Annotated in this window: 23 protein-coding genes and 1 riboswitch; of the genes, 13 read left to right on the top strand and 10 right to left on the bottom strand. The window is 44.9% G+C overall.

The features are described 5' to 3' along the window. The first annotated feature begins 107 nt into the window (after positions 1–107). Positions 108–1,487 (top strand): alanine/glycine:cation symporter family protein, encoded by a 1,380-nt coding sequence (locus N6H06_RS14380; RefSeq protein ID WP_238583383.1) that lies wholly within the window; start codon positions 108–110, stop codon positions 1,485–1,487. Positions 1,488–1,555: 68 nt separating this feature from the next. Here the strand turns inward: N6H06_RS14380 and N6H06_RS14375 are convergent, their stop codons facing one another. After that, positions 1,556–2,785 (bottom strand): aminopeptidase, encoded by a 1,230-nt coding sequence (locus N6H06_RS14375; RefSeq protein WP_263707372.1) that lies wholly within the window; start codon positions 2,783–2,785, stop codon positions 1,556–1,558. Positions 2,786–2,904: 119 nt separating this feature from the next. Continuing rightward, positions 2,905–2,948, top strand: a riboswitch (PreQ1 riboswitch). Positions 2,949–2,991: 43 nt separating this feature from the next. Here N6H06_RS14375 and queC point away from each other — a divergent pair. From queC to queF, 4 genes are read left to right on the top strand one after another with little or no spacing between them, the layout of a single operon-like run. Further along, positions 2,992–3,657 carry a 7-cyano-7-deazaguanine synthase QueC gene (queC, locus tag N6H06_RS14370; RefSeq protein WP_062750501.1) on the top strand — a complete coding sequence of 222 codons (666 nt, stop codon included), beginning with the start codon at positions 2,992–2,994 and terminating at the stop codon, positions 3,655–3,657. After that, positions 3,654–4,079 (top strand): 6-carboxytetrahydropterin synthase QueD, encoded by a 426-nt coding sequence (queD, locus tag N6H06_RS14365; protein WP_062750499.1) that lies wholly within the window; start codon positions 3,654–3,656, stop codon positions 4,077–4,079. The genes queC and queD overlap by 4 nt, the downstream gene beginning before the upstream one ends. Continuing rightward, positions 4,072–4,785, top strand: coding sequence for a 7-carboxy-7-deazaguanine synthase QueE (gene queE, locus N6H06_RS14360; protein WP_212953709.1), 714 nt, complete (start codon positions 4,072–4,074; stop codon positions 4,783–4,785). Before queD ends, queE begins: the two co-directional genes overlap by 8 nt. An 11-nt stretch (positions 4,786–4,796) precedes the next feature. After that, positions 4,797–5,294 carry a preQ(1) synthase gene (queF, locus tag N6H06_RS14355; protein WP_212953707.1) on the top strand — a complete coding sequence of 166 codons (498 nt, stop codon included), beginning with the start codon at positions 4,797–4,799 and terminating at the stop codon, positions 5,292–5,294. 128 nt (positions 5,295–5,422) lie between these two features. On the opposite strand, the gene N6H06_RS14350 is transcribed toward queF, so the two are convergent. The 6 genes from N6H06_RS14350 to sda all read right to left on the bottom strand — a co-directional run bounded on the left by N6H06_RS14350 (position 5,423) and on the right by sda (position 10,196). After that, a complete protein-coding gene (locus tag N6H06_RS14350) occupies positions 5,423–6,037 on the bottom strand; it encodes a response regulator (RefSeq protein ID WP_062750494.1) in 615 nt (204 codons plus the stop codon). Beyond that, a complete protein-coding gene (locus N6H06_RS14345; RefSeq protein WP_263707366.1) occupies positions 6,034–7,125 on the bottom strand; it encodes a sensor histidine kinase in 1,092 nt (363 codons plus the stop codon). The genes N6H06_RS14350 and N6H06_RS14345 overlap by 4 nt, the downstream gene beginning before the upstream one ends. A 110-nt stretch (positions 7,126–7,235) precedes the next feature. Next, positions 7,236–7,922, bottom strand: coding sequence for an ABC transporter permease (locus N6H06_RS14340; protein WP_263707364.1), 687 nt, complete (start codon positions 7,920–7,922; stop codon positions 7,236–7,238). Beyond that, entirely contained in the window at positions 7,919–8,653 is a 735-nt protein-coding gene (locus tag N6H06_RS14335) for an ABC transporter permease (RefSeq protein WP_062750488.1), read from the bottom strand. The genes N6H06_RS14340 and N6H06_RS14335 overlap by 4 nt, the downstream gene beginning before the upstream one ends. Beyond that, positions 8,650–9,597, bottom strand: a complete 948-nt coding sequence (locus tag N6H06_RS14330) for an ABC transporter ATP-binding protein (protein WP_212953701.1) — start codon at positions 9,595–9,597, stop codon at positions 8,650–8,652. The genes N6H06_RS14335 and N6H06_RS14330 overlap by 4 nt, the downstream gene beginning before the upstream one ends. Positions 9,598–10,064: 467 nt before the next feature. Beyond that, positions 10,065–10,196 (bottom strand): sporulation histidine kinase inhibitor Sda, encoded by a 132-nt coding sequence (gene sda, locus N6H06_RS14325; protein WP_212953700.1) that lies wholly within the window; start codon positions 10,194–10,196, stop codon positions 10,065–10,067. A gap of 175 nt (positions 10,197–10,371) precedes the next feature. Here sda and N6H06_RS14320 point away from each other — a divergent pair, with 175 nt between their 5' ends. The 3 genes from N6H06_RS14320 to N6H06_RS14310 are packed head-to-tail and all read left to right on the top strand — an operon-like array spanning position 10,372 to position 13,119. Beyond that, positions 10,372–12,513, top strand: coding sequence for a type IA DNA topoisomerase (locus N6H06_RS14320; protein ID WP_062750484.1), 2,142 nt, complete (start codon positions 10,372–10,374; stop codon positions 12,511–12,513). Then, a complete protein-coding gene (locus N6H06_RS14315; protein ID WP_062750482.1) occupies positions 12,510–12,956 on the top strand; it encodes an OsmC family protein in 447 nt (148 codons plus the stop codon). Before N6H06_RS14320 ends, N6H06_RS14315 begins: the two co-directional genes overlap by 4 nt. Continuing rightward, the gene (locus N6H06_RS14310) at positions 12,949–13,119 is read left to right on the top strand and encodes a hypothetical protein (protein WP_193754539.1); all 171 of its coding nucleotides are present in this window, start codon (positions 12,949–12,951) and stop codon (positions 13,117–13,119) included. The genes N6H06_RS14315 and N6H06_RS14310 overlap by 8 nt, the downstream gene beginning before the upstream one ends. Before the next feature lie 32 nt (positions 13,120–13,151). Here N6H06_RS14310 and N6H06_RS14305 read toward each other — a convergent pair whose 3' ends face one another. Then, on the bottom strand, positions 13,152–13,781 hold the full coding sequence (locus N6H06_RS14305) for a lytic transglycosylase domain-containing protein (RefSeq protein ID WP_062750480.1): 630 nt from the start codon (positions 13,779–13,781) through the stop codon (positions 13,152–13,154). Between the two features lie 168 nt (positions 13,782–13,949). Between N6H06_RS14305 and N6H06_RS14300 the strand changes: the two genes are divergently transcribed. The 5 genes from N6H06_RS14300 to N6H06_RS14280 all read left to right on the top strand — a co-directional run bounded on the left by N6H06_RS14300 (position 13,950) and on the right by N6H06_RS14280 (position 20,064). Continuing rightward, positions 13,950–15,056: a class I SAM-dependent methyltransferase gene (locus tag N6H06_RS14300; RefSeq protein WP_062750478.1), complete on the top strand. Its 1,107-nt coding sequence runs from the start codon at positions 13,950–13,952 to the stop codon at positions 15,054–15,056. Positions 15,057–15,132: 76 nt separating this feature from the next. Next, positions 15,133–15,447: a hypothetical protein gene (locus N6H06_RS14295; protein ID WP_062750477.1), complete on the top strand. Its 315-nt coding sequence runs from the start codon at positions 15,133–15,135 to the stop codon at positions 15,445–15,447. A gap of 227 nt (positions 15,448–15,674) precedes the next feature. Beyond that, entirely contained in the window at positions 15,675–18,506 is a 2,832-nt protein-coding gene (locus N6H06_RS14290; protein ID WP_263707355.1) for a 2-oxoglutarate dehydrogenase E1 component, read from the top strand. A gap of 14 nt (positions 18,507–18,520) precedes the next feature. Then, complete coding sequence (odhB, locus tag N6H06_RS14285; RefSeq protein WP_263707353.1) at positions 18,521–19,783, top strand: 2-oxoglutarate dehydrogenase complex dihydrolipoyllysine-residue succinyltransferase; 1,263 nt, start codon at positions 18,521–18,523, stop codon at positions 19,781–19,783. Positions 19,784–19,863: 80 nt separating this feature from the next. Beyond that, a complete protein-coding gene (locus N6H06_RS14280; RefSeq protein ID WP_011246955.1) occupies positions 19,864–20,064 on the top strand; it encodes a DUF6501 family protein in 201 nt (66 codons plus the stop codon). 92 nt (positions 20,065–20,156) lie between these two features. Here the strand turns inward: N6H06_RS14280 and N6H06_RS14275 are convergent, their stop codons facing one another. After that, positions 20,157–21,743, bottom strand: coding sequence for an ABC-F family ATP-binding cassette domain-containing protein (locus N6H06_RS14275; protein WP_263707348.1), 1,587 nt, complete (start codon positions 21,741–21,743; stop codon positions 20,157–20,159). Between the two features lie 216 nt (positions 21,744–21,959). Then, entirely contained in the window at positions 21,960–22,784 is an 825-nt protein-coding gene (locus N6H06_RS14270) for an aldo/keto reductase (RefSeq protein WP_062750468.1), read from the bottom strand. Positions 22,785–22,868 lie beyond the last annotated feature (84 nt).

Here is a 22,868-nt window from a genome sequence, read left to right as displayed (position 1 = left end):
TTAAATAGCGAAATTGGTTTTTTTTATAGTAGACTTCCGCGTATAATTTCACTAAACTAAATTTATTCAATTTAAAAAGAAAAAAATCGACAAAAGGGGGCATGTTTGTGAGTTTTAGTGGCATAGTCGATGCAATTAATAATGTAGTATGGGGACCTATCACTTTGTTCCTCATTGTAGGAACAGGGATTTATTTAACGGTCAGGCTTCGTTTTTTGCAAATTAGGGACTTGCCTTATGCATTAAAATTGACGTTTGGCAGAAACAAAAAGAAAGGAAAGAGTGGACAAGGTGATATTTCCCATTTTCAGTCATTAATGACCGCCATGGCGGCGACACTTGGCATCGGCAATATGACAGGTGTGGCTTCGGCGATTCTTTTAGGAGGCGTTGGCGCTCTTTTTTGGATGTGGGTAGCCGCCTCATTTGGTATGGCGACCAAGTATGGGGAAGCCATTCTAGCTGTCAAATACCGCGTCGTCAACCATAAAGGCGAAATATCTGGCGGGCCGATGTACTATATTGAAAAAGGGTTAGGCTGGAAATGGCTTGCTGTTTTGTTTGCATTGTTTGGTTGTTTGGCGTCTTTTGGCATTGGCAATATGACACAATCCAATACAGTGGCAAGCTCATTGGCAACCAATTTTGACGTTAATCCATGGGTAACGGGCTTTATTTTAATGGTATTGACAAGCTTGGTGTTGCTAGGAGGAATTAAAGGTATTGGCCGTGTAACTGCTATATTTGTCCCATTTATGGCGCTCTTTTATTTGGCTGGCGGTTTAATTATTATCATGATGAATATTACACAAGTGCCTGAAGCGTTTGCGACAATATTCCGCGAAGCCTTTAACACAGATGCCGCGTTAGGAGGCACGATTGGCATGGCGATTCGTTATGGGATTGCACGCGGTGTCTTTTCAAATGAGGCAGGCCTTGGGTCAGCGCCAATTGCTGCCGCTGCCGCAAAAACGGATTATCCTGGCCGACAAGCGCTTGTATCAATGACAGGTACATTTCTTGATACAATTATTGTCTGTACAATTACAGGATTGACGGTTGTTTTAAGCGGCTTGTACATAGGCCGACCAAGTGATGACCAAGCGCTCATTACAGGGGAAGCATTTGAACTTTTCCTCCCTGGCGTAGGCAATTATATTGTTGTATTTGGCATTATCTTTTTCGCCTATTCGACGATTATTGGCTGGTCTTATTATGGTGAAAAATGCTTTGGCTATTTATTTGGCGATAAAAATACAATTATTTACAAAGTTATTTTTGTGATTGTCGTTATGATTGGCGCTGGTACAAGCGTGCAAATTGTCTGGGATATTGCTGATATCTTTAATGGTCTTATGGCGATTCCAAACTTAATCGGATTGTTATTGCTCTCTAATGTGATTGTCAGCGAAACTGAAAAATTTAAGAAAGTCCGTTTGCAAGAACGACAGCAAGCTAAACGAACGAGTAAGCAAATAGTCAGCTAGGATTCGTTTGCTGCTTAGCGTTCATAAAAGAAAAGCGATGTGCAGCCAGCACATCGCTTTTTAACGAGTTAAATCGCCCAATCGCCGTTTCGGAACACAGGTACTCGGTTTCCGTCTTTATCAATCCCGTCGATATCCATATCGGCGGCGCCCATCATAAAGTCAACATGGGTAATGCTTTGGTTTAGGCCATGTTTTTCAAGTTCTTCAGGGCTCATCGTTTTGCCGCCTTCAATATTAAAGGCATAAGCGCTCCCAAGAGCCAAGTGGTTCGAAGCATTTTCATCAAAAAGAGTGTTGTAGAAAATAAGGTTTGTATCTGAAATCGGCGATCGGTGTGGCACTAGTGCAACTTCGCCTATGTAACGTGCGCCTTCATCACTGTCAAGTAGGCGTTTCAGCGTTTCTTCGCCTCGTTCTGCCGAAAAATCGACGACTTTGCCGTTTTTAAAGGTCAACGTGAAATTGGTAATCAGCGTGCCGCCATAATTGAGCGGTTTCGTGCTTGTGACAGTACCGGTTACACCATCTTTTTTAGCTGCTGAAAATACTTCTTCTGTCGGCATATTGGCAACAAAGTCAACGCCTGCTTTGCTTGTGCTTCCCCCAGATGTCCAAATGTGGGTTTCAGGCAGCTCAATGGTTAAGTCAGTACCTTTTCCTTTGTAATGAAGAGCATGGAAATGATGCTCGTTTAATTTGTTTCTTTTTTCATCTAGTGTGGCAAGGTGCTGTTTCCAAGCGGCTACAGGGTCTGTTTCATTGATACGTGTTGCTGCAAATATTGCTTCCCATAACTTTGCCACTGCTTCTTCGCCTTTCGCCTCAGGGAAGACTTTTTCTGCCCAACTGACGGAAGGGACGGCAACGATCGACCAGCTCACTTTATCAGATTGGATGTAGCGTCGGAACGTGTCTAATGCCATGCCTCCAGCTTTGTTGGCTCTAGCGACGCGGTCAGGGTCTGCCTCTTTTAATAAGTCAGGGTTTTCGCCGGTTATACTTAAAAAGGCGGCATTGTTGTCTGCTTCTTCTTCAAGCGCTTTCGCTTGCCAATTTGGGTATTCATCAAACGCATCATCTGGAGCGAGCTCAAATTTTATTTTTGTTAATTCCTCGTCGCTCCACTCCACACGGACATGTTTGGCACCGGCTTCATACGCTTTTTTGGCGACTAGACGTACAAAGTCTGCGGCAAAAAGTGGCGCACGCACAAACAATGTTTGCCCTTTTTGGATGTTCACGCCAACACGCACAGCCAAATTTGCGTAATTCTCGACTTTTTCTTGAAATGACATAACGAACGCCTTCTTTCTGCACGAATGATTTACCTTCTATAGTAGTTTACCAATTTCATGGAGATATGCAAACAAATCCACACGAGAACATGGTAAAATGAAGGCTGCACAATAATTAGAAAGAAGAGGTTCGCGAACTCCCTCTATAAAAAACTAACCAATTGTTGGAGTATCCGAATGCTCGTTCTCAAAAGGAGAAATGTAGCATGTTAGAAGACAAGGCCGTGGTCGTCTTTAGCGGCGGCCAAGACAGCACGACTTGCCTGTTCTGGGCAAAGGAGCGTTATCGTTCGCTCCATGCGGTCATTTTTGACTATGGTCAGCGCCACAAAGAGGAAATCCAATGTGCTGTTGACATCGCCAATGAGCAAGGGGTTGCTTATAAAGTCTTTGATATGGGCTTGTTGAACCAGCTTACGGCAAATGCGCTAACTAGGGAAAATATCCGCGTCCAAGCCGGTGAAGCAGGGGAATCGCCTAGCACATTCGTCGCAGGGCGCAACCATTTGTTTCTATCATTTGCCGCTGTCTATGCACGGGAAATTGGAGCAAAGCACATTATCACTGGTGTTTGTGAAACAGATTTTAGTGGTTACCCAGATTGTCGCGATGTGTTCGTTAAGTCATTAAATGTGACGTTGAATTTAGCGATGGACGAACAATTTGTGATTCATACTCCGCTCATGTGGCTGAATAAAAAAGAAACATGGGCATTGGCTGACAAAATGGGGCAACTCGAATACATTCGGGCAAATACGCTCACTTGTTATGAAGGGATTCGTGGAGACGGTTGTGGGACTTGCCCATCTTGCCAGCTCCGCCAAAATGGATTGGATCTCTATTTGCGCGAGAAAGCAGGTGCGAGCCGATGATCCAGCAAATTTATCCGACGCCAATCCATTCATATCGCTATGAACTAAACAAAGATATGCATGTGGCCGCTGCTCATTACATTGATGATAAACGGGCTGGCCAATGCCAACGTGTCCATGGGCACACGTATTTTATCAATTTGACGATTGTTGGGGATGAACTTGACGAGACCGGATTCCTCGTTAATTTTAGCAAGTTAAAACAAGCGGTTCATGGCCGTTTCGACCATCGTCTTCTTAATGAAGACGCGCTGTTTGATACGGCTCCTCCTTCTACTGAAAAAATGGCGGAGACCATTTGCAAGGTCGTCCAAGAGCAACTTGACACTTGTCCAAATCGGCCACTGTGCATTCAAGTGTATGTAAGAGAGACGCCTACTAGTTATGTTGTCTACCGACCAAAGGAGCATGCCCGTGGCTAAATTGATTCCAGTTGTTGAACTGTTTGGGCCAACCATTCAAGGAGAAGGAATGGTCATCGGACAGAAGACGATGTTTGTGCGTACAGGCGGGTGTGATTACCGTTGTCGCTGGTGTGATTCTGCTTTTACATGGGATGGCAGTGAAAAGAGTGAACCATTGTCTGCAGAAGAAATTATAAAGCGCCTTGATTCACTTTGCGAAAATGGGTATAGCCATGTCACCATTTCCGGCGGAAATCCAGCCCTTCATAAAGGCATAGGTGAACTGGTGGCATTGCTCGATGAGAAGGGCGTTGCCACAGCGATTGAAACACAAGGAAGCATCTTTCAACGTTGGATCAATCGTGTCGATGAAGTGACAGTTAGTCCGAAACCGCCAAGTTCAGGAATGGAAACAGATTGGACAAAGCTCGATTTGTTTTTGCAACAATTACAAGCACCAGCGGTGAGCTTAAAAGTTGTCGTGTTTGACGATGCAGACTATCAATACGCGAAGCATGTGCATAAGCGCTATCCAACAGTGCCTTTTTACTTGCAAACGGGGAACGAAGATTTTGCCAAAAAAGAAGATCCCCATTACTTGGACAAACGAATGGGCGCATACGAAGCTCTCGTCGAAAAGACGCTAGCTGACAAGGAAATGAACAACGTCCGTGTTCTCCCACAGCTGCACACATGGCTATGGGGCAATAAGCGGGGCGTTTAGGGGGAGAGAAAATGGCAGGAAGACAAGAAAAAGAGCTTCAAAATGTGACATTGCTCGGCAGTGAGCAAACTAAATACAAATACAGTTATGACCCTGGGGTTCTTGAGACATTTGACAATCAGCACCCTTACCGGGATTACATGGTTAAATTTAATTGCCCTGAATTTACGACGTTATGTCCGAAAACCGGGCAACCTGATTTTGCGACCTTGTACATTAGCTATATCCCTGAACAAAAAATGGTTGAGAGCAAATCACTGAAGTTGTACTTATTCAGTTTTCGCAACCATGGCGATTTCCACGAGGATAGTGTCAATACAATTATGAATGACTTAATTGAATTAATGGATCCACGCTATATTGAAGTGTGGGGAAAATTTACGCCACGTGGTGGCATTTCCATAGACCCTTACTGCAACTATGGCAAAAAAGGGACAAAGTACGAGGAAATCGCGAACTATCGGTTAATGAACCATGATCTGTATCCAGAAACGATAACAAACCGCTAATAAACCTTGATTAAGGGAAATCGGTGTGTTTCTAGAAAAAGTGCAGGGGAAGCCCTGCACTTTTTTGTTTTAAATGCTAAGCAGAGTCTTTTGCTGATCAAATAGAAAACAAAGTCGGTCTATGCATATTATCCGTTTGCTTGGTGTTTCCAATAGTAGATCGCCAGTTGTGTACGATCGCGGAGTTCAAGCTTATCAAGAATGACAGACAGTGTATTCCGTACGGTGCCGACACTTAAGAATAGGTGCGCAGCAATCTCTTTGTTTGAAAGCCCTTGGGCGATGCATGCGGCAATCTCACTTTCCCGCTTTGTTAATCCGGAGAGCGCATCGGCACTTGGTTTCACTAATTGCTTGAGCACAAGGGCGTCAAGTACAGATGAACCAGCGCCTAAGGCACGGATTTGCTTGGCCATATTGGCCACCGCTGTCGATTTAAGCAAATAGCCTTCTGCTCCAGCCTGCAAGGCAAGGCGGATATTCTGTTCGTCTTGGAACGTTGTTAGCATCACAATTAAAATTTCTGGCCAGCGGTTTTTGATCTCTTGTGTGCTTTCAATACCATCCATTTCTGGCATGCGAATGTCCATCAATACGAGGTCAGGCGCTTTTTCCTCTATATGTACAAGCGCTTCACGGCCATTGCTGGCAGTCCCTACGACAGTAAAATCATCTTCTTTGCCAAGAAGCAGCTCGAGACTCTGGCAAACGAGTGCATCGTCATCAACAATGAGAATGTTCATCTCGCTTCTTTCCTTTCTTGGATTGGCAGGACACAAACAATCGAATAACCTGATGAGCGGTTAACAGACAAGCTCCCGCCAGCGGCACGTGCGCGGATTTTTAAATTTCTCAAGCCACTGCCGTTTGTGGACTGAGCAGAACGAGTGCCGTTATCTTGGATGCTAAGGCGGACAATCGTCTCTGTGACATCTAGATGGACAGCGACTTTTGTGGCATTGCTATGCCGAGCGACATTCGTTAATGCCTCTTTCAAACAAGGGATAAGCAAACTCCAAAGATAAACAGGGACACTGGCCACATTCCCTGACTTTTGATAAGAAACAGGGCAATGTGTAAAGTTTTCGGTAGTCGATTCGATTGTTTGTTCACCGATTAAGGCGACAGGAGTCATATCATGGACAGTGTCCCGTAACCGTTTCGTGCTCCGCGTTAACCGTTCTTTCACATGCGCAAGCATTTTTTCTGCCTGCTCTCCTTGTTGAAACTGTTCATAGGCTTGAAGGGCGAGTAGCGCACCAGTGAGATCGTGGCCGAGGTGGTCGTGGAGATCCCGGGCAATGCGATTCCTTTCCGTTAATTCTGCCATTTGTGCCGTTTCGCTATTAGCCTGAAGCAAATCGATTTTTAACCGCTCTAGCTCATAACGAGCCTTCCGTTCTTGGTCGATTTCACGCCAAAAAGAAGTCCGTTGTTGCTGCCAATGGTAAAGCACAGTCCCGAACAAGGCAGCGCTTAAAAGAAAGGCAACGAAATAAACAGCGGAAGCTTCACTTGCGAAAAAGACAAAAGGGATAGGGGCACAATAACGGAGCTTTCCTCGCCATAAACTCTCCACTAAAGGCAAGGCAAGGCCATATAAGCTTCCAATCCAAAATGGTGAAAAGAGCAGGCAAAAACATAGATCAATGAGCACAGTCCAGTCTGGCAATCGCATTCGCCAGCGCAGCGCTGCCATGATTGCCAGCAGAATAATCAAGACAAAAGCACCGCTCGTTCCGTTTTCGATGAACCATAAAAGTGTAAGAAAAAACAAGCTGCCGATTCGCCATAATCCCATATAGAAGCTTGGTCTTGCCAGTTTTGCCATCGGCTAGCCCTCCTACCATTTTTCTAGCTTTAACTATAACGACATCTGACTCCTAGCTCAAGTGCCAGGAGTCTAAACAAAAGCTTTGTTAGAACGTCTGCTAAAAAGACCTAAGCGATTTTGCGGATACTGCCAATGATGAGAAAACATACGGTGTAGAGCAAGAGCATCCCATGGATTAGCAATATGTCCGTTGTCTGCCCTCCAAGTGCGATCCACTTCATGCCTGACGATAACCAATAAGTCGGAAAAATGACTGCGAGGCGTTCAAAAACGGCTGGCATCATCTCGATTGGCATAATTACTCCGCCAAGAAGAGCAATTAACACAACAATGGACATAAACACGAGAAAAGATGTCTCTTTGTTGCGAAACAGTGAAATCCAGGCAAGCGCGAAAGCAAGGGATGTCAAACTAAAAGTGACATACAAGCAGAACAAAGCAAAGGGCGAATATAACTCTTGGCCATACAGAACGCCCCCGCCAACTGCTAGCGCACATTGGATAAGGAGAATGAGCATGTAGGCAAGTAAGTTTTGCCAAAGATAGTGCACATGGCTGATGGGGGCAACGGCTAAACGTTTGACAACTCCTTTGGTCCGATCTTCCAACATAATCGAAGCCAAGCGAATACTGACAAAAAGGATGAGCACACCAAAATAATGGTAGCCAAAAGGAAGAAAAGGCCACAACTCACTGGCAGGGAGAAAAATCGCTCCGACAGGAAAGAGTGTTAAAAATAGAAGATTGGTCTTGTTGCGAAAACTTCGTTTAAGTGCAAATTGAAAAATCGTCATTGCATTCGCCTCCGTCCAAGCGCAAGCATGACAAAGAAGGCAACAATGATTGCTCCGAGTAAAATGCTTGTATTGAGCCATACTTCTGCATCGTTTCCGGCTTGGTGTTCAAAAATGGCTGCGCTAGCGAGCGTCAATGGATTGCCATATGAACCCATAAACTCAAAAAAAGCATTTTCTGGCATTGGGAAAAATAAACCAGCAAGTACAATCGCACCGATCCCATACACTTCACTCAGTCGTTCTGCCACTTTAAACTGTTTAACGGCGAACGTGAAAATCAGGCAAACGATACTTGATAATAGTGCCATTAAAGCGATCACAAACACGGCCCAGCCGATGTTTCCCCAGGCAACATTAAAGACCCATAAAGAATAGAAGACTAAAATTACCCCTAGGAAAATAGAAAATAGCGTACCTAGGACACTGATGGAGAATGCATACAGCGTTTGGCTAAAAGGCAATGACTGAATGCGAAAACGGCGCTCCGTAAAAAAGTCATCATGTATATAGGACATGACGATCGACCCTCCAAACAGCTGGAAGGCAAGAACCATGAAAATCGTTGATTCTTGAATGTAAGGTATGCCATCTTCTGTTTTAGAATCACCTAAAATAATTGCAAAAAAGGTAATCAACACAATTGGAATGCCGAGCAGCAACAATAACACAATCCAATTGCGGATCAGCCGTAATACGGTAAACCGCAGCGTAGAAAGGACATTCGTCATTCTTTCGCCTCCCCATCACGCAGCTGCTTGCCAGTAAGGGTTAGAAAAACGTCTTCTAAGTTTGGTTTTTCTGCATGGATGCCGAGCAAGCCACCATGCTCTTTGATAATCGAAACCACGCGGTCAAGATTGCCGGCACCGACTTTCGAAATAACGGTTATGTTGCTGCCATTAACAACGACTTGTTTTACCCCATCCAATTGTTCCAAGCGCGTAATAGGCACAAGCGCTGGCTCCGTTACATCCATTTTGATTTTTTCTTCATGTTGAATATTTTTAATAAGCTCATCGACGGTACCTTCCGTTATGATTTGCCCTTGGTCGACGATTACGACACGAGAAGCGATCGCTTGCACTTCTTCCATATAATGAGTCGTGTACAAAATCGTTGTGCCGCGCTTTCGTAATTCTTGTACAGCTTCTAGAATATGGTTGCGGGATTGAGGGTCGATACCGACTGTCGGTTCATCCATGATTAACAGCTTTGGTTGGTGAGTGAGCGCGCAAGCAATATTTAAGCGGCGTTTCATTCCGCCTGAAAATTTGTTGGGGGCGGAGCGTGCATTTGCAGAAAGGCCGACAAAATCGAGCGCTTCAGCCACGCGTTTTTTTCGTTTCTCTCCTCGTAGGCCGTAAACACCAGCAAAAAATTCTAAGTTCTCCTTTGCAGTTAATTCTTCAAATACAGTTAATTCTTGAGTAACAAGCCCCAACTTCGATTTGTTTTTTTTCGTAAATGGGTTTTTCGTTGATCCAAATAACTCGATTGTTCCTCGATCAAAAGGAATCATGCCCGTTAGTGTATGAATGAGTGTCGTTTTCCCGGCACCGTTAGGGCCAAGCAAACCGACAATTTCACCTTCATGAATGTCCAAGTCGACATGATCCAAGGCAAGATGGGAGCCATATCGTTTGACAACTTCTCGCAAAGAGGCAATCGCCATGTTCATCACCTTTTCGTGTGTAGGATACATCTAGTATCGCGTAAATTAAAACCAACGAGTAGTTCCATTTGTCACTAAATGAAAAGAAGATGGCGGATGCTTGCGACTTTTGTATAAAGCAAGCCATGAGTGGATCGGAACCTATTTCTTGAAAAGGATCCAATATGACAAATGTCACAATCATCCGGCCAGAGGCGAACTCCCTTTTAATGAAAGAAACGACTAAATGAGCTCGCACCAATACGCTCGTATAAGGCAAACACGTATACGAGTGGTTATCGCCTAAGCAGCTAGATCCGCTGCCAATAAAATCATGAGACCATGCCAACTGAAAGTGGTCGTTTGCTATCGTGTTGCTCATGTCGTCGTTGAATCAGTTTGTTTTTTTATAAAGCTATAATTGAATCGATATAGGAGTAATCGGTTTGTTCGTAAGACGCCTCGTTTTCCAAGACAAGGACGATCGGTTAATTGGATGGAACTAAACCACGCTTTTCTATTTCTTTTTTTAAAATGGCAATAAACGCTTCATCGAGTTTCTGTTCCACAGCTTTGTTCCATGCTTCGTAAAGGACATCATCTTGCAAATCGCTTAACATGCCGATCTCACTCCTATTTAAAGGTAATAGCTTCTTTTTCCCTATGATCAGCAAGTCTAAACCTATAATTGCTTACTATTCTTCCGCAGACTTTAAGCAAGCAAGATGTGTCTTACGGTTTGGGCAAGTGTGGTATGATGGAGGGAGATTAAATCAAAAAAGTGGAGGAATCAAGGTGGATCTTATCCTCGCGGAAAAGCCATCAGTGGCCAAAAACATTGCTGATGCGTTAGGGATCAAAGCGAAAAAAGACGGGTACTATGAAGGGGATGCCTACCTAATCACTTGGGCGTTTGGCCATCTTTTAGAACTGTATGACGCGAAAGATTATGATCCCAAATTCGCCAGATGGCAGGAGAGTCACTTTCCGTTTATTCCAACTCGGTTTAAATATAAAGTGAAATCAAACCACAATAAACCAGATACAGGAGCGAAAAAACAACTTGCAATTATTTCTCGCCTTGCGCGACGCAATGACGTTAGCCGCATTATTTCAGCATGCGACTATGACCGGGAAGGCCAGTTGATTGGCGACAGCATCATTTCCAACCTCCGTGTCGATAAGCCTGTGTTACGGATGCTTTTAAATGAATGGACAAAACAAGAAGTGCTCCGCGGCTTAAAACATGCGCGCCCCAATTCCGAGCTAATAACGTTGCGCGATGCTGGGCTTAGCCGACAATGGGCGGACTGGGCAATCGGAATTAATTTAACGTCTGTGGCGACATTGAAGTACCAGCCTGGGCGTGGGAGCGTATTAAACATCGGACGTGTCTTGCTGCCGACGTTAAAGATTATTTATGACCGGGATAAGGAAATTGCAGCGTTCACGCCTGAACCTTACTATAAGTTGGTTGCTTTGTTTGAAACAGCTGGTGGTGCTACATATGAAGGCGTGTATACATTCAAGAAGCAGACCGCCTTTTCGGAAAAACAAGGGCTAGAGCAAGTGGCTTCGCTGCTGCCTGAAAAACCAGCACTCGCTGTTCACGTCGAAAGAAACGAAAAAAAAGAATACCCGCCCGTTTTGTTCAATTTGTCACAGCTGCAAGGTCATATTACGACTAAATACAAGGGATGGACGGCAGAGAAAGTTTTAAAAGTCGCCCAGTCGTTATATGAGAAAAAGTTGATTACGTATCCACGTACGTCAAGCACGGCGTTGGAAGAGAGTTTAGTCAAGAAAACGGCGGCAGTCCTTAAGACCATTAGCAAAGGCTTACCTTATGAAAAGGACATTCGTTTTACAACGAGCAAACGAATTTTTAACAATGCCAAAGTTGAAAGTCACAGCGCAATCATTCCGACGTACATGTTGCCAAAACGGTTGAACGCTGAAGAAGCAGTCGTCTACAATGCGGTAAAAAACCGGTTTCTGATGCAATTTATGCCGCCAGCAGAATTTTTAGAAACGATCATTCATACAAAGCTAGAAGAAGGCGTAGCAGAGGGTTTTTTTGTTTCAAAGGGAAGGGAAAAGCGAGCTGATGGCTGGCACCAAGTAGAGAAAGTAAATGGGAAAGAAACGTTTTTGCCCAATGTGGAAGAAGGGGAACGTGTCAAAGCGCTTTCTGGAAAGACGAGCGATCATATGACAACACCCCCTAAACCACATACTGAAAAAACGTTGTTGCATATTATGGAAACATGTGGGCGGAAGCTCGACAAAGACGAGGCAGAACAGCTTATGAAAGGGTATGCGATTGGCACGGCTGCAACGAGGGCAGATACCATTAAAAAACTGAAAGATATTGGTTATATTCAAGCGTCTGGAAAAGCGCTCCATTGTACGGAAACGGGTGCCAAGCTAGTGGAACAATTTCCAGTTCAGAGATTGTTCGATTTGGCTTTTACTGGAAGATTGGAGAAGCAGTTATTCGATATTGAGAAAGGGCGCTTGGACAAACAGTCATTTTTACAAAACATTTTTACCTTTATTGAAACAGCTGTGCAGGAAATCAAAGCGGATGAGACACGGAAGATCGAATCGGCTGCGAAGAAACGCCAAGTGACAGAAACGCTTGGCAAGTGCCCCCTTTGCGAAAAGCCTGTGATCGAAACAAGCAAAGCGTTTGGCTGCAGTGGCTGGAAAAGCGGTTGCCGCTTTGTCATCTGGAAAAATGACAAGTATTTGGCTCGCTTCAAAAAAAAGCCAACGAAAACGATGGTTAAATCATTGCTAAAACAGGGCTCAGTAAACGTAAAGGGGCTAAAATCAAAAAACGGAAAATCGTTTTCAGCTACGTTGCGCTACCAGCAGCAAGGCAGCTATTTTAGCTGGATTCTCGAATTTCCTAAGCGAGGTGATGGACAATGATCCACCGATTTTTATTGGATGCCACCTGGAACGGCGGCCGCAACAGCACTGGTACGATCGAAACAGGCAACTTAACTCATTCCATATCGATCCCGAAAGAAATGGGCGGACCTGGGATCGGCACAAATCCAGACGAAATGCTGCTCGGTGCTGCCGCTACTTGTTTTCTGATCACGTATGCAGCGATGCTTGAGCGGGCTCAAATCGAGGTGGAGTCATTGACGCTTCATGCAGAGGCTGATGTTGATGTGACGAACAACGTCTTTGAATTCCGAGCGATTCGTCATTTTCCGACAGTGGTTCTTAGAGAACAGACACAGGCGGAGAAAGCGGAACGCTTAGCGTTTAAAGCAGAATCTTCTTGCATGATTACAAAAGCAGTCGCCGGTAATGTTGCCGTGTCTGTTACACCGAATGTGAAAGCAGTGGATAGCGATGAATAAGCGTCTGGCAACTGTCTTTTCTGTCGTCACCTTCCTTTCGATATCGCTGCTTGCTGGTTGTCAAGGGGAAGACGAACATTTTGAGACGAACGACAAGCCAGAAGGCTACGTGGAACCTATTCCAGTGAAGCTCGTCGAAGAAGAGCCGATTACGGCTTCATAAAAAACGCACACCTAGAAATGGAGGTGTGCGTTTTACGTTCCTGCTTTGTGCCTGTTTAGTGGAAGTTGTATAAGCTCGTACCCTTCCTCTGTATACGTGTGGTAGTAGCCCATTACTTCTTCTACGTAATCTTCGCTTTTGTTATAAGAAAAAAGGGCTTCTTCATAGTTGCCTTCACGTGCGCCGTGGTCAGCCAAGTACCGAGCAGCAGAGTAAGCGGAGTCGGCTAGGTCAAATGGATCCGCTTTCCCGCTACCTGAGGCGTCAGTGCCATATCCGTTATGGGCTGCAATTAGATCGGTATCAGTGATGTCAACATCTTCAGCGACATTGCCGATGTCGTCAATGCCTGGGTAAGACCAACCGATCCATGTGCGGGGCATAAATTGAAAATGCCCAAGGGCGCCAACAGGGCTTTCGAGTGGATCCATTGTCGAAAAGATCGTTTCGACACGATGAACGGAAGCAAGTAGTTCCCAAGGCACGCCATATTCTTCGCCGGCCTCTTTGTATATAGGCACATAATCTTCGGGAATTTGGTTTTCGGCAATAATGGTTTTGTAAACATTTTGGCGAAAGCGGTCACTCTGTTCAAACAACAAGACGATAGCGACCAAGCAAACAAGAAAAAACAAGGAAATACCTAAAAACCATTTTCGCATGAGTCGAGCCTCTTTCTGCACAAATTACCTTCTTATCGTAACATGACAATTGAAAAAAGAACATAAAAAGAATCGTTTCAATGTTGACGATTTTGGGAATGGCAAGAAGGGGCAACACAGCAAGGGAACGCCAGCTGTACAGGCTAGAATTCTATTGGTGGAAAATAAATGGAGTCAAACGTTATGTTGGATTCGCAAAAGGCGAACTCACCACACACTAAGCGGATTGTTGCGAAATGGAACCAAAGGGGTGGACAAATGGCCGTTAATGAATATGTAAAAGTATGGAACGCACGAAAATGGCTGAAAGAGGCGGAACCATTTTTAAAGGTGTGGCATGCCTATTTGGGCTATAGTTTAAATTTATTTTCCTATTTTAAGAATGGCGCTAAAGTCGCCGAAGTAGCGGATAAACACGGTCTCAAAGTTGAGTTATTGTCACGCTGGGTCGAGGTTGGACTTGCAGTCGGCCATTTGCGTGAAAGCAAGGGCGACAAAATCAAAACAAAACAAAAGATGGGCAAATATTTAACGAAAGAAAGCAAGCATTCAGTCGGCATCTTACTTGAGGAGCTGTTTGAATTGCATATGCCTACCCTTTTGAGCTACCGAGAACAACTTCCCAACAAGCAGCAAGAGCCTCCTCCTAATATGGCCGATATGGTGGCGGGCACTTCCAGTTTCCTTGAAGCGTTGGCTGTGCCTAAAATCGCTGCCATCATAAAAAAACGCAAAGCCGAATCTGTCCTCGATGTCGGCTGCGGCTACGGTGGCTATTTAAAACGATTGGCGCACACGTTCCCCCGCACGAAATTTGAAGGGATTGAAGTGGACCACGACGTATGCGTTTCCGCTAGAAAAAACAATCTAAACGAAAATGTTTCCATTATCGAAGGTGATTTTTTTCATTTTCAAGGCAAGCGTGCCTATGACGTTTTAATGTTCAACAATATCCTCTATTACTTTTCGACAGATACACGCGTTGAGATCTTTAAACGGGCGGCGGCGCAACTAGCAACCGACGGAGTGCTCATTGTCATTAGCCCTGTTACTGATGGGAAGCACGGCAAGCGGTTCGCTACTGCTTTTAACAGTTTCATGAGCGCACATAAAAAGATGCACCCTCTTCCTTCAAAGAAGGAGTTGGTCAGAACAAGCAAACAGGCTCATTTTCGTTTGTTGTCTGCTAAGACAATTGTCAAAGAAGGAGGCTGGCAGTTTCTTTTATTTGAGAAACACGGCAAGTACGAAAAAGAAAATTGCTATAAACGCTAGGAAAGACCGTGGACTATTTGTCCGCTTCCAACCTTGTGCTACCACTGGTATGATGAAGAGGGGGAGTGAACAATAGATGATTCGAATGGATAGGTATACACGCCATCAGGCCGCCTTTACGAATGTCACGCTTGTCCATGTAGACGTATTGCCGGACTGGATCGTTGTTCAGCTAGCTTTTGAACTGGAACCGCCTCTTGCTGATATGGAAGCGCCAGGGGCTCAGCTCATTATTGCAAAAGACGGCTCTTTGATAGAGGCAACGTTTCAAGAAGAGCAATGCGATGAACCGATCATTCAACTAGAAGAAGAGGAGGTGAAACAGCTGCAATCAATCGCGGCAAAAAATTGGGAAATCGTACCTGATCCGAAAGGCGGAAACGCTTTTTGACGAAATAGGCAGAATGCTCGATAAAAACACTGGATTTTCGCGCGCAAACGCGCTAAAATCGAAGTGACCGCTTCCATCCTCGATGATCCAAAAAATGTGGCATAATTCGTCAATTATTATGCATTTTTTTTTGAGATACAGGCTGGAAAATGGTAAAATAGGTTTGTAAGCGCTTGAAAATGAATTCGCTTTTTTGCGAATGAAACGTTTTAGGAGGTTTATATCACATGTCCAGCAAGGAACACAGCCCGGAAAAGCCTTGGCAAGGATTTTATGGTCCTAACCTTGGAGCCGTGATTGAGCTGTACGATCAATATGTGGAAGACCCGAACTCCGTAGATGAACAAACGCGTGCCCACTTTGAGAAATGGGGTCCGCCAGCTTTAGAAGAGAACGTCAGCTCGTCTAATGCAAAGGGAACAATCGGGGCGGACATGATAAGCGCAGTAGTAGGAGCGGTGAGGCTGGCTGATTATATCCGTGCCAAAGGTCATTTGGTGTCTGACATACAGCCCATTTGGAAAACCGACAAAAACAGCAATTTGCTAGACTATGAACGCTTTAACGTAACGGAAGAAGAATTGAAAAAAGTACCTGTCAAGCTGATTTGCAAGGATGCTCCGCCGCATTTAAAAAATGGGCTCGAAGCGATCAAACATTTGAAAAAGGTGTATACGCAGACGATGGCATTTGAATTTGGCCACGTTCAAGATGAAGAAGAACGCAATTGGCTGCGCAAGCAAGTCGAATCTGAAGCGTATGCCGATGAGCTGCCGAATAAAGAAAAAAAAGCGCTGCTTGAGCGCCTAACGTCTGTAGAAGGCTTTGAGAAGTTTATCCACCGCACATTTGTTGGGCAGAAACGCTTTTCAATTGAAGGGCTTGACGCGCTTGTGCCGATGCTTGACAAAGCGATTAGGGAAGTCAGAAAAGAAAAGACAGATCACGTTATGATCGGCATGGCCCATAGAGGCCGTCTAAATGTATTAGCCCATACACTTGGGAAACCATATAAAGCGATCTTTTCGGAATTCCTGCAAGCGCCTAACAAATTAAATGCCCCGTCAGAAGGCCTCGGAGAAACTTATACAGGCTGGACCGGCGATGTAAAATACCATTTAGGGGCCGACCGGCAAATTAGCGATGACAAAAGCGCGCAAACGATTGTGTCCCTTGCTAACAACCCAAGCCATTTGGAGTTTGTTTCGCCAATTGTTGAAGGATACGCAAGAGCTGCACAAGAGGATCGCAGCAGCAAAGGCGCGCCTAAGCAAGACACAACAAGGGCTTATTCGATCCTTATCCACGGCGATGCCGCCTTTCCAGGGCAAGGCGTCGTGACGGAAACACTTAACTTAAGCCGTTTGAACGGTTATCATGTTGGTGGTTCGCTCCACATTATCGCCAACAACAATATCGGTTATACGACTGAAACGCATGATTCGCGTTCAACTACATACGCAAGCGATCCGGCTAAAGGTTTTGAAATTCCAATTGTGCATGTGAATGCAGATGATGCGGAAGCCTGCGTGAGGGCAATCAAATTTGCAGTCGAGTACCGTCGTAAATTCCAAAAAGACTTTTTGATCGATTTAATTGGCTACCGCCGATTTGGCCACAATGAAGGCGATGAGCCAGCGGTGACACAGCCTGATCTTTACGCGCAGATTCGCAAACATCCAACAGTGCGCGCTATCTACGCCAAACAGCTTGAGGCTGAACAAGTGATTACGGCCAAAGAAGCACAGAAGCTAGATACCGATATGTACAACTACTTGCTTGAAGAATACAACAAAGTCAACAGCGATAAATCAGAGAAGAAATATGAGCTGAGCCCTCCTGACTTTATTGTTGACGGCTTGCCAAAAGTGAAAACCGCTATCGAAAAAGAAAAGCTTGTTGCCATTAATGAACAGTTGCTTGACTGGCCAAGTTCGTTTAAGCCTAACCAAAAGCTTGAAAAAATCCTAAAGCGCCGTGCCAATGCATTTGACGGCGAAGGCAATGTCGATTGGGGACTGGCTGAAATTCTAGCGTTTGCTTCGATTCTCCATGATGGCACGCCGGTCCGCTTAAGTGGCCAAGATAGTGAGCGTGGGACATTTGCACACCGACATTTTGTCTTGCATGACCGGGAAACCAATGAAACGCATGTACCGCTGCAAACGTTTAAAGATGCCAACGCATCCTTTGCCGTTTACAACAGCCCTCTTACGGAGCAGGCATGCGTTGGCTTTGAGTACGGATACAATGTATTTTCAAAAGAGACGCTTGTGTTATGGGAAGCGCAATTTGGCGACTTCGTCAACGGCGCCCAAGTGATGTTTGACCAGTGGGTGTCGGCTGGGCGAGCAAAATGGGGCCAAAAATCAGGTCTTGTTGTCTTGTTGCCTCATGGGTATGAAGGCGCCGGCCCTGAGCATTCCAGCGGGCGCGTCGAGCGCTTTTTGAGCTCGGCAGCAGAGAATAACTGGACAGTTGCCAACTGTACATCAGCCGCACAATACTTCCATATTTTGCGGCGTCAGGCAAAGATTTTGCAAAAGAACACAGTGCGGCCACTTATTATCATGACGCCAAAAAGCTTGCTCCGTAACCAAGTGGTTGCCTCGCCAACGTCTGCTTTTACAGAAGGCGAGTTTCAGCCGATCTTGGAAGAGCCAACGCTTGGTCATGATCCCAATGCTGTTAAACGGATTATATTGTGCAGCGGAAAACTAGCGATTGAGTTGCAAGATTATGTGAACAAAAATGAGAAGGACTGGAGTTGGGTTCACATTATCCGGGTAGAAGAGCTGTACCCGTTTCCGCGCCGCGCGATTCGCGAACGATTAAAAGAGTTTCCTAACTTAGAAGAAGTCAAATGGGTACAAGAAGAGCCTAAAAATATGGGTGCTTGGACTTTTATGGAGCCGCGCATTCGCGAAATCTTGCCTCCAGGGGTTCCGTTGAGCTACATTGGCCGCACGTACCGGTCAAGCCCGGCTGAAGGCGTATCCAATGCCCACAAAGTGGAACAAAAACGCATCGTAACTGAGTCATTGACTCGCAAAAACTAAGGAGGCTTTTTGACGTGACTGAAATCAAAGTACCTGAGCTTGGAGAATCGATTACAGAGGGCACCATTTCCCAGTGGTTAAAAGAAGTAGGCGATTATGTCGAGCAAGGGGAGTTTATTGCTGAACTTGAGACAGATAAAGTTAACGCCGAAATTCCCGTTGATACGGCTGGTGTGATTAAAGAATTCAAACGGGAACCAGGCGATACCGTAGAAATTGGCGAAGTCATCGCGATTATCGATGAAAGCGGCTCTGCTGGCGACACCTCTGCAACAAGCGAAAGCACAAAGGAAGAAGCCACGGCAAAAGAGGAAGCACCACAAGAAGAGAAGCCAGCTGAGCAAACGCAACAGCCAGAAAAAGAGGAAGCTGTAAGCAACAATCGCCCGCTTGCCTCGCCAGCAGCACGGAAATTGGCACGTGAAAAAGGCATTTCCCTTGATGCCATTACGCCAACGGACCCAGCAGGAAAAATTCGCCGCCAAGATATCGAAGCCCATCAAGCAAAACCAAAACAGCCAGAAGCGCCGAAAGCACAGCAGTCTCCTGCACCAGTAAGCGAAGGGGAAGCAGGCAAACCTGTCGAGCGGCAAAAAATGTCACGGCGCCGCCAAACGATTGCAAAGCGGCTTGTCGATGTTCAACATGAAACAGCGATGTTGACGACTTTTAACGAAGTTGATATGACCGCAGTCATGGATTTGCGTAGTCGCCGCAAAGATGCATTTTCTGAAAAACATGGTGTTAAGTTAGGATTTATGTCTTTCTTTACAAAAGCCGTTGTTGGCGCTTTAAAAGAGTTTCCGCTTCTAAACGCAGAAATCCAAGGCGATGAGCTTCTCATCAAGAAGTTTTATGACATTGGCATTGCTGTTTCGACAGATAGCGGCCTCGTTGTCCCTGTCTTACGGGATGCCGATCGCCTCAGCTTTGCTGGTATTGAGAAAGGCATTGGCGAACTTGGCAAAAAAGCACGGGACAATAAATTGCAATTAGCGGATATGCAAGGCGGTACGTTTACGATTACGAACGGTGGTGTGTTTGGCTCCCTCTGGTCAACGCCAATCTTGAACGCGCCCCAAGTAGGCATTCTCGGTATGCATAAAATCCAAATGCGCCCAGTAGCGATTGACAACGAACGTTTCGAAAATCGTCCAATGATGTATTTGGCTCTCTCTTATGACCATCGCATTGTCGATGGCAAAGAAGCTGTTAGCTTCCTCGTGAAAATTAAACAGCTGATTGAAGATCCTGAACAATTGTTGCTGGAAGGCTAAGGAGATAAGACAGCACAGGGCTGGCGAACCAGCCCTGTTTGCTGTACAATAAAGGAATGCAGCACAAGGAGGGACGATCAGTGATTCACCAAACGTGGACGAATGCACCGACGATACGCATGGTGAAATGTGTACATACCGATGCAAAAAAATATATTGTCAACCGTGCTTTAACAGCAGGGAAAGAATACCCGCTTAAAAACGAAACGGACGAGTTTTATTTTGTCATTGACAATACCGGAAAAGTGGGCGGCTATTATAAAGAGTATTTTCAAGGCTAGTAGGCGCTTAAACAGAAACAGATAAAAATAAGTCGATTGGCTTTTGTCGACAATAGGAACCCCCCGTGCTAAGGCAACGGGGGGTTCGATGTTTACTTTACATGTTTTAAATAATCTTCATACGAGTCTTCGTCAATGATGCCATCCGCTGTCAACTCAATGACGCGATTTGAAATCGTGCGAATGAATTGTTGGTCATGGGAACTGAAAAGGAGCGACCCTTTAAAATTGATTAGCCCATTGTTGAGCGCTGTAATCGATTCTAAGTCCAGGTGGTTTGTTGGCTCATCCAGCAGCAACACATTCGCTCCTGAGAGCATCATTTTTGACAGCATGCAGCGGACTTTTTCACCGCCTGATAAGACGTTTGCCTGTTTAAGCACTTCTTCGCCAGAGAAAAGCATTCTGCCAAGAAAGCCACGCAAGAACGTATCACTGTCATCTTCAGGAGAGAATTGGCGCAACCAATCAACAAGATTTAGCTCGTTTCCTTCAAAAAAAGCAGAGTTGTCTTTTGGAAAATATGATTGGCTTGTTGTAATTCCCCATTTAAATGTACCCTCGTCAGGCTCGATTTCACCCATCAAGATTTTAAAAAGCGTCGTTTTGGCGACATCGTTTGAACCAACAAGAGCAATTTTATCGTCTTTGTTCATTCGGAACGACACATTGTTCAACACTTTTTCGCCATCAACGGTTTTTGACAACCCTTCAACCAAAAGCAAATCATTTCCAATTTCACGAGCTGGCGAAAAGTGGATGTATGGGTATTTGCGCGAGGAAGGTTTAATGTCGTCAAGGGTAATTTTTTCTAATTGCTTTTTACGCGAAGTCGCCTGTTTGGATTTAGAGGCATTGGCGCTAAAGCGGGCGATAAAGCTCTCAAGCTCTTTAATTTTTTCTTCTTTCTTTTTGTTTTGGTCTTGTGCCATTTTTAATGCCAATTGGCTCGATTCATACCAAAAGTCATAGTTTCCGACGTACAGCTCAATTTTGCCGTAGTCGAGATCAGCAATATGCGTGCAGACATTGTTTAAGAAATGACGGTCATGGGAAACGACAATGACCGTATTCTCAAAATTAATAAGAAAATCTTCCAACCATTGAATCGCTTTTAAATCGAGGCCGTTCGTCGGCTCGTCCAGCAAAAGCACGTCCGGCTTGCCAAATAGCGCTTGGGCCAGAAGCACTTTGACTTTGTCTGATTCGGCAAGCTCAGACAAGGTTTTATGGTGCTGGTCTTCGCTAATGCCAAGCCCTTTTAATAGGACTGCTGCATCTGATTCGGCTTCCCAACCGTTTAATTCTGCAAATTCGCCTTCAAGCTCAGCTGCTTTCATGCCATCTTCGTCTGAAAAATCGGCTTTCATATAAATGGCGTCTTTTTCTTTCATCACTTCATAGAGGCGCGCATGTCCCATAATGACGGTTTGCAACACTTCTTCATGTTCATATTCGAAATGGTTTTGCTTAAGAACAGCTAGGCGCGAACCTTCTTTCATCGAAACATGCCCTGTCTGAGATTCGATTTCCCCTGAAAGGATTTTCAGAAAGGTCGATTTGCCAGCTCCATTGGCGCCGATTAAACCATAACAGTTGCCTGGCGTAAATTTAATATTAACGTCTTCAAATAGTTTGCGTCCGCCATATTGCAAACCAACGTTCGCTACAGTAATCATAAAAAAAGCCTCCTACACATTGAGCATAAAAGGATGCCGCTGTCGGATCCCTATCTCTTTCATCTACTACTACTACGTAGTTTACCGTTTAAACCGATGCATGTAAACGAAAAGCAGCGATTTTCACGAAAATCATAGAAATCCCTATTTTTTACGATCACTGGAAATGTCAAAAAGGAAAAAACCAGCAAACCCGAAGGGGCTTGCTGGTTGGATTTAACGAGTATTCATTTCGCTCGGTTTAGCGCCCCGGCGTTGGTTGCGGTCAAGACGATTAATCGCCTCCATTTCCTCGTTGGACAGTTCAAAATCGAAGACATCAAAGTTTTCTTCAATCCGCGATGGCGTTACTGATTTAGGAATCGCAATTGTATTATTTTGCAAGTGCCAGCGGAGTACGACTTGTGCCGTTGTTTTGCCATGTGCTTTCGCAATTTTTTCAACGACTTCGTCGGTTAATACCTCGCCGCCTTGGTCAAGAGGACTCCATGCTTCCACATAAATATTGTGTTTTGCACAAAAGTCTTTCAGTTCATTTTGGGCAAAGTATGGATGGCATTCCACTTGGTTTAATACAGGCGTTACATCGCACTCGTCAAGGAGGCGCTCTAAGTGGTCAATGTCGAAGTTACAAACGCCAATTGCCCGGACGCGGCCATCGTTGTACAATTTTTCAAGCGCTTTGTATGTCTCAATGTACTGGTCATAGTGAGGCGTTGGCCAATGAATCAAATAGAGGTCAATGTAGTCAAGGCCAAGACGCTCCAGACTCGCATCAAACGCTTTCAGTGTTTGCTCGTACCCTTGGTCTGCATTCCATACTTTCGTTGTAATAAATAGCTTCTCTCGATCAATGCCCGATTCTTTAATGGCTTCTCCAACGCCGGCTTCGTTTTTGTAAATCATTGCTGTGTCAATCGATGTATACCCCACTTCTAGGGCTTTAGCAACAGCGGGTGTTGCTTCTTCATCGGGCACTTGCCAAACGCCGAAACCAAGCTGCGGCATTTTTACACCATTGTTTAATGTCACCATTCTCATGTTCAGACACTCCTTTATCGGAATTGGATCAACTCTATGATAGTATACGACATCTACCGATACTTGTCCTTTTTTATGCTTGCT

Source organism: Shouchella tritolerans, from assembly GCF_025770735.1.
In the GTDB taxonomy this organism is placed as follows: domain Bacteria; phylum Bacillota; class Bacilli; order Bacillales; family Bacillaceae_D; genus Shouchella; species Shouchella tritolerans.
This window is presented reverse-complemented; position numbering and strand designations above follow the sequence as displayed.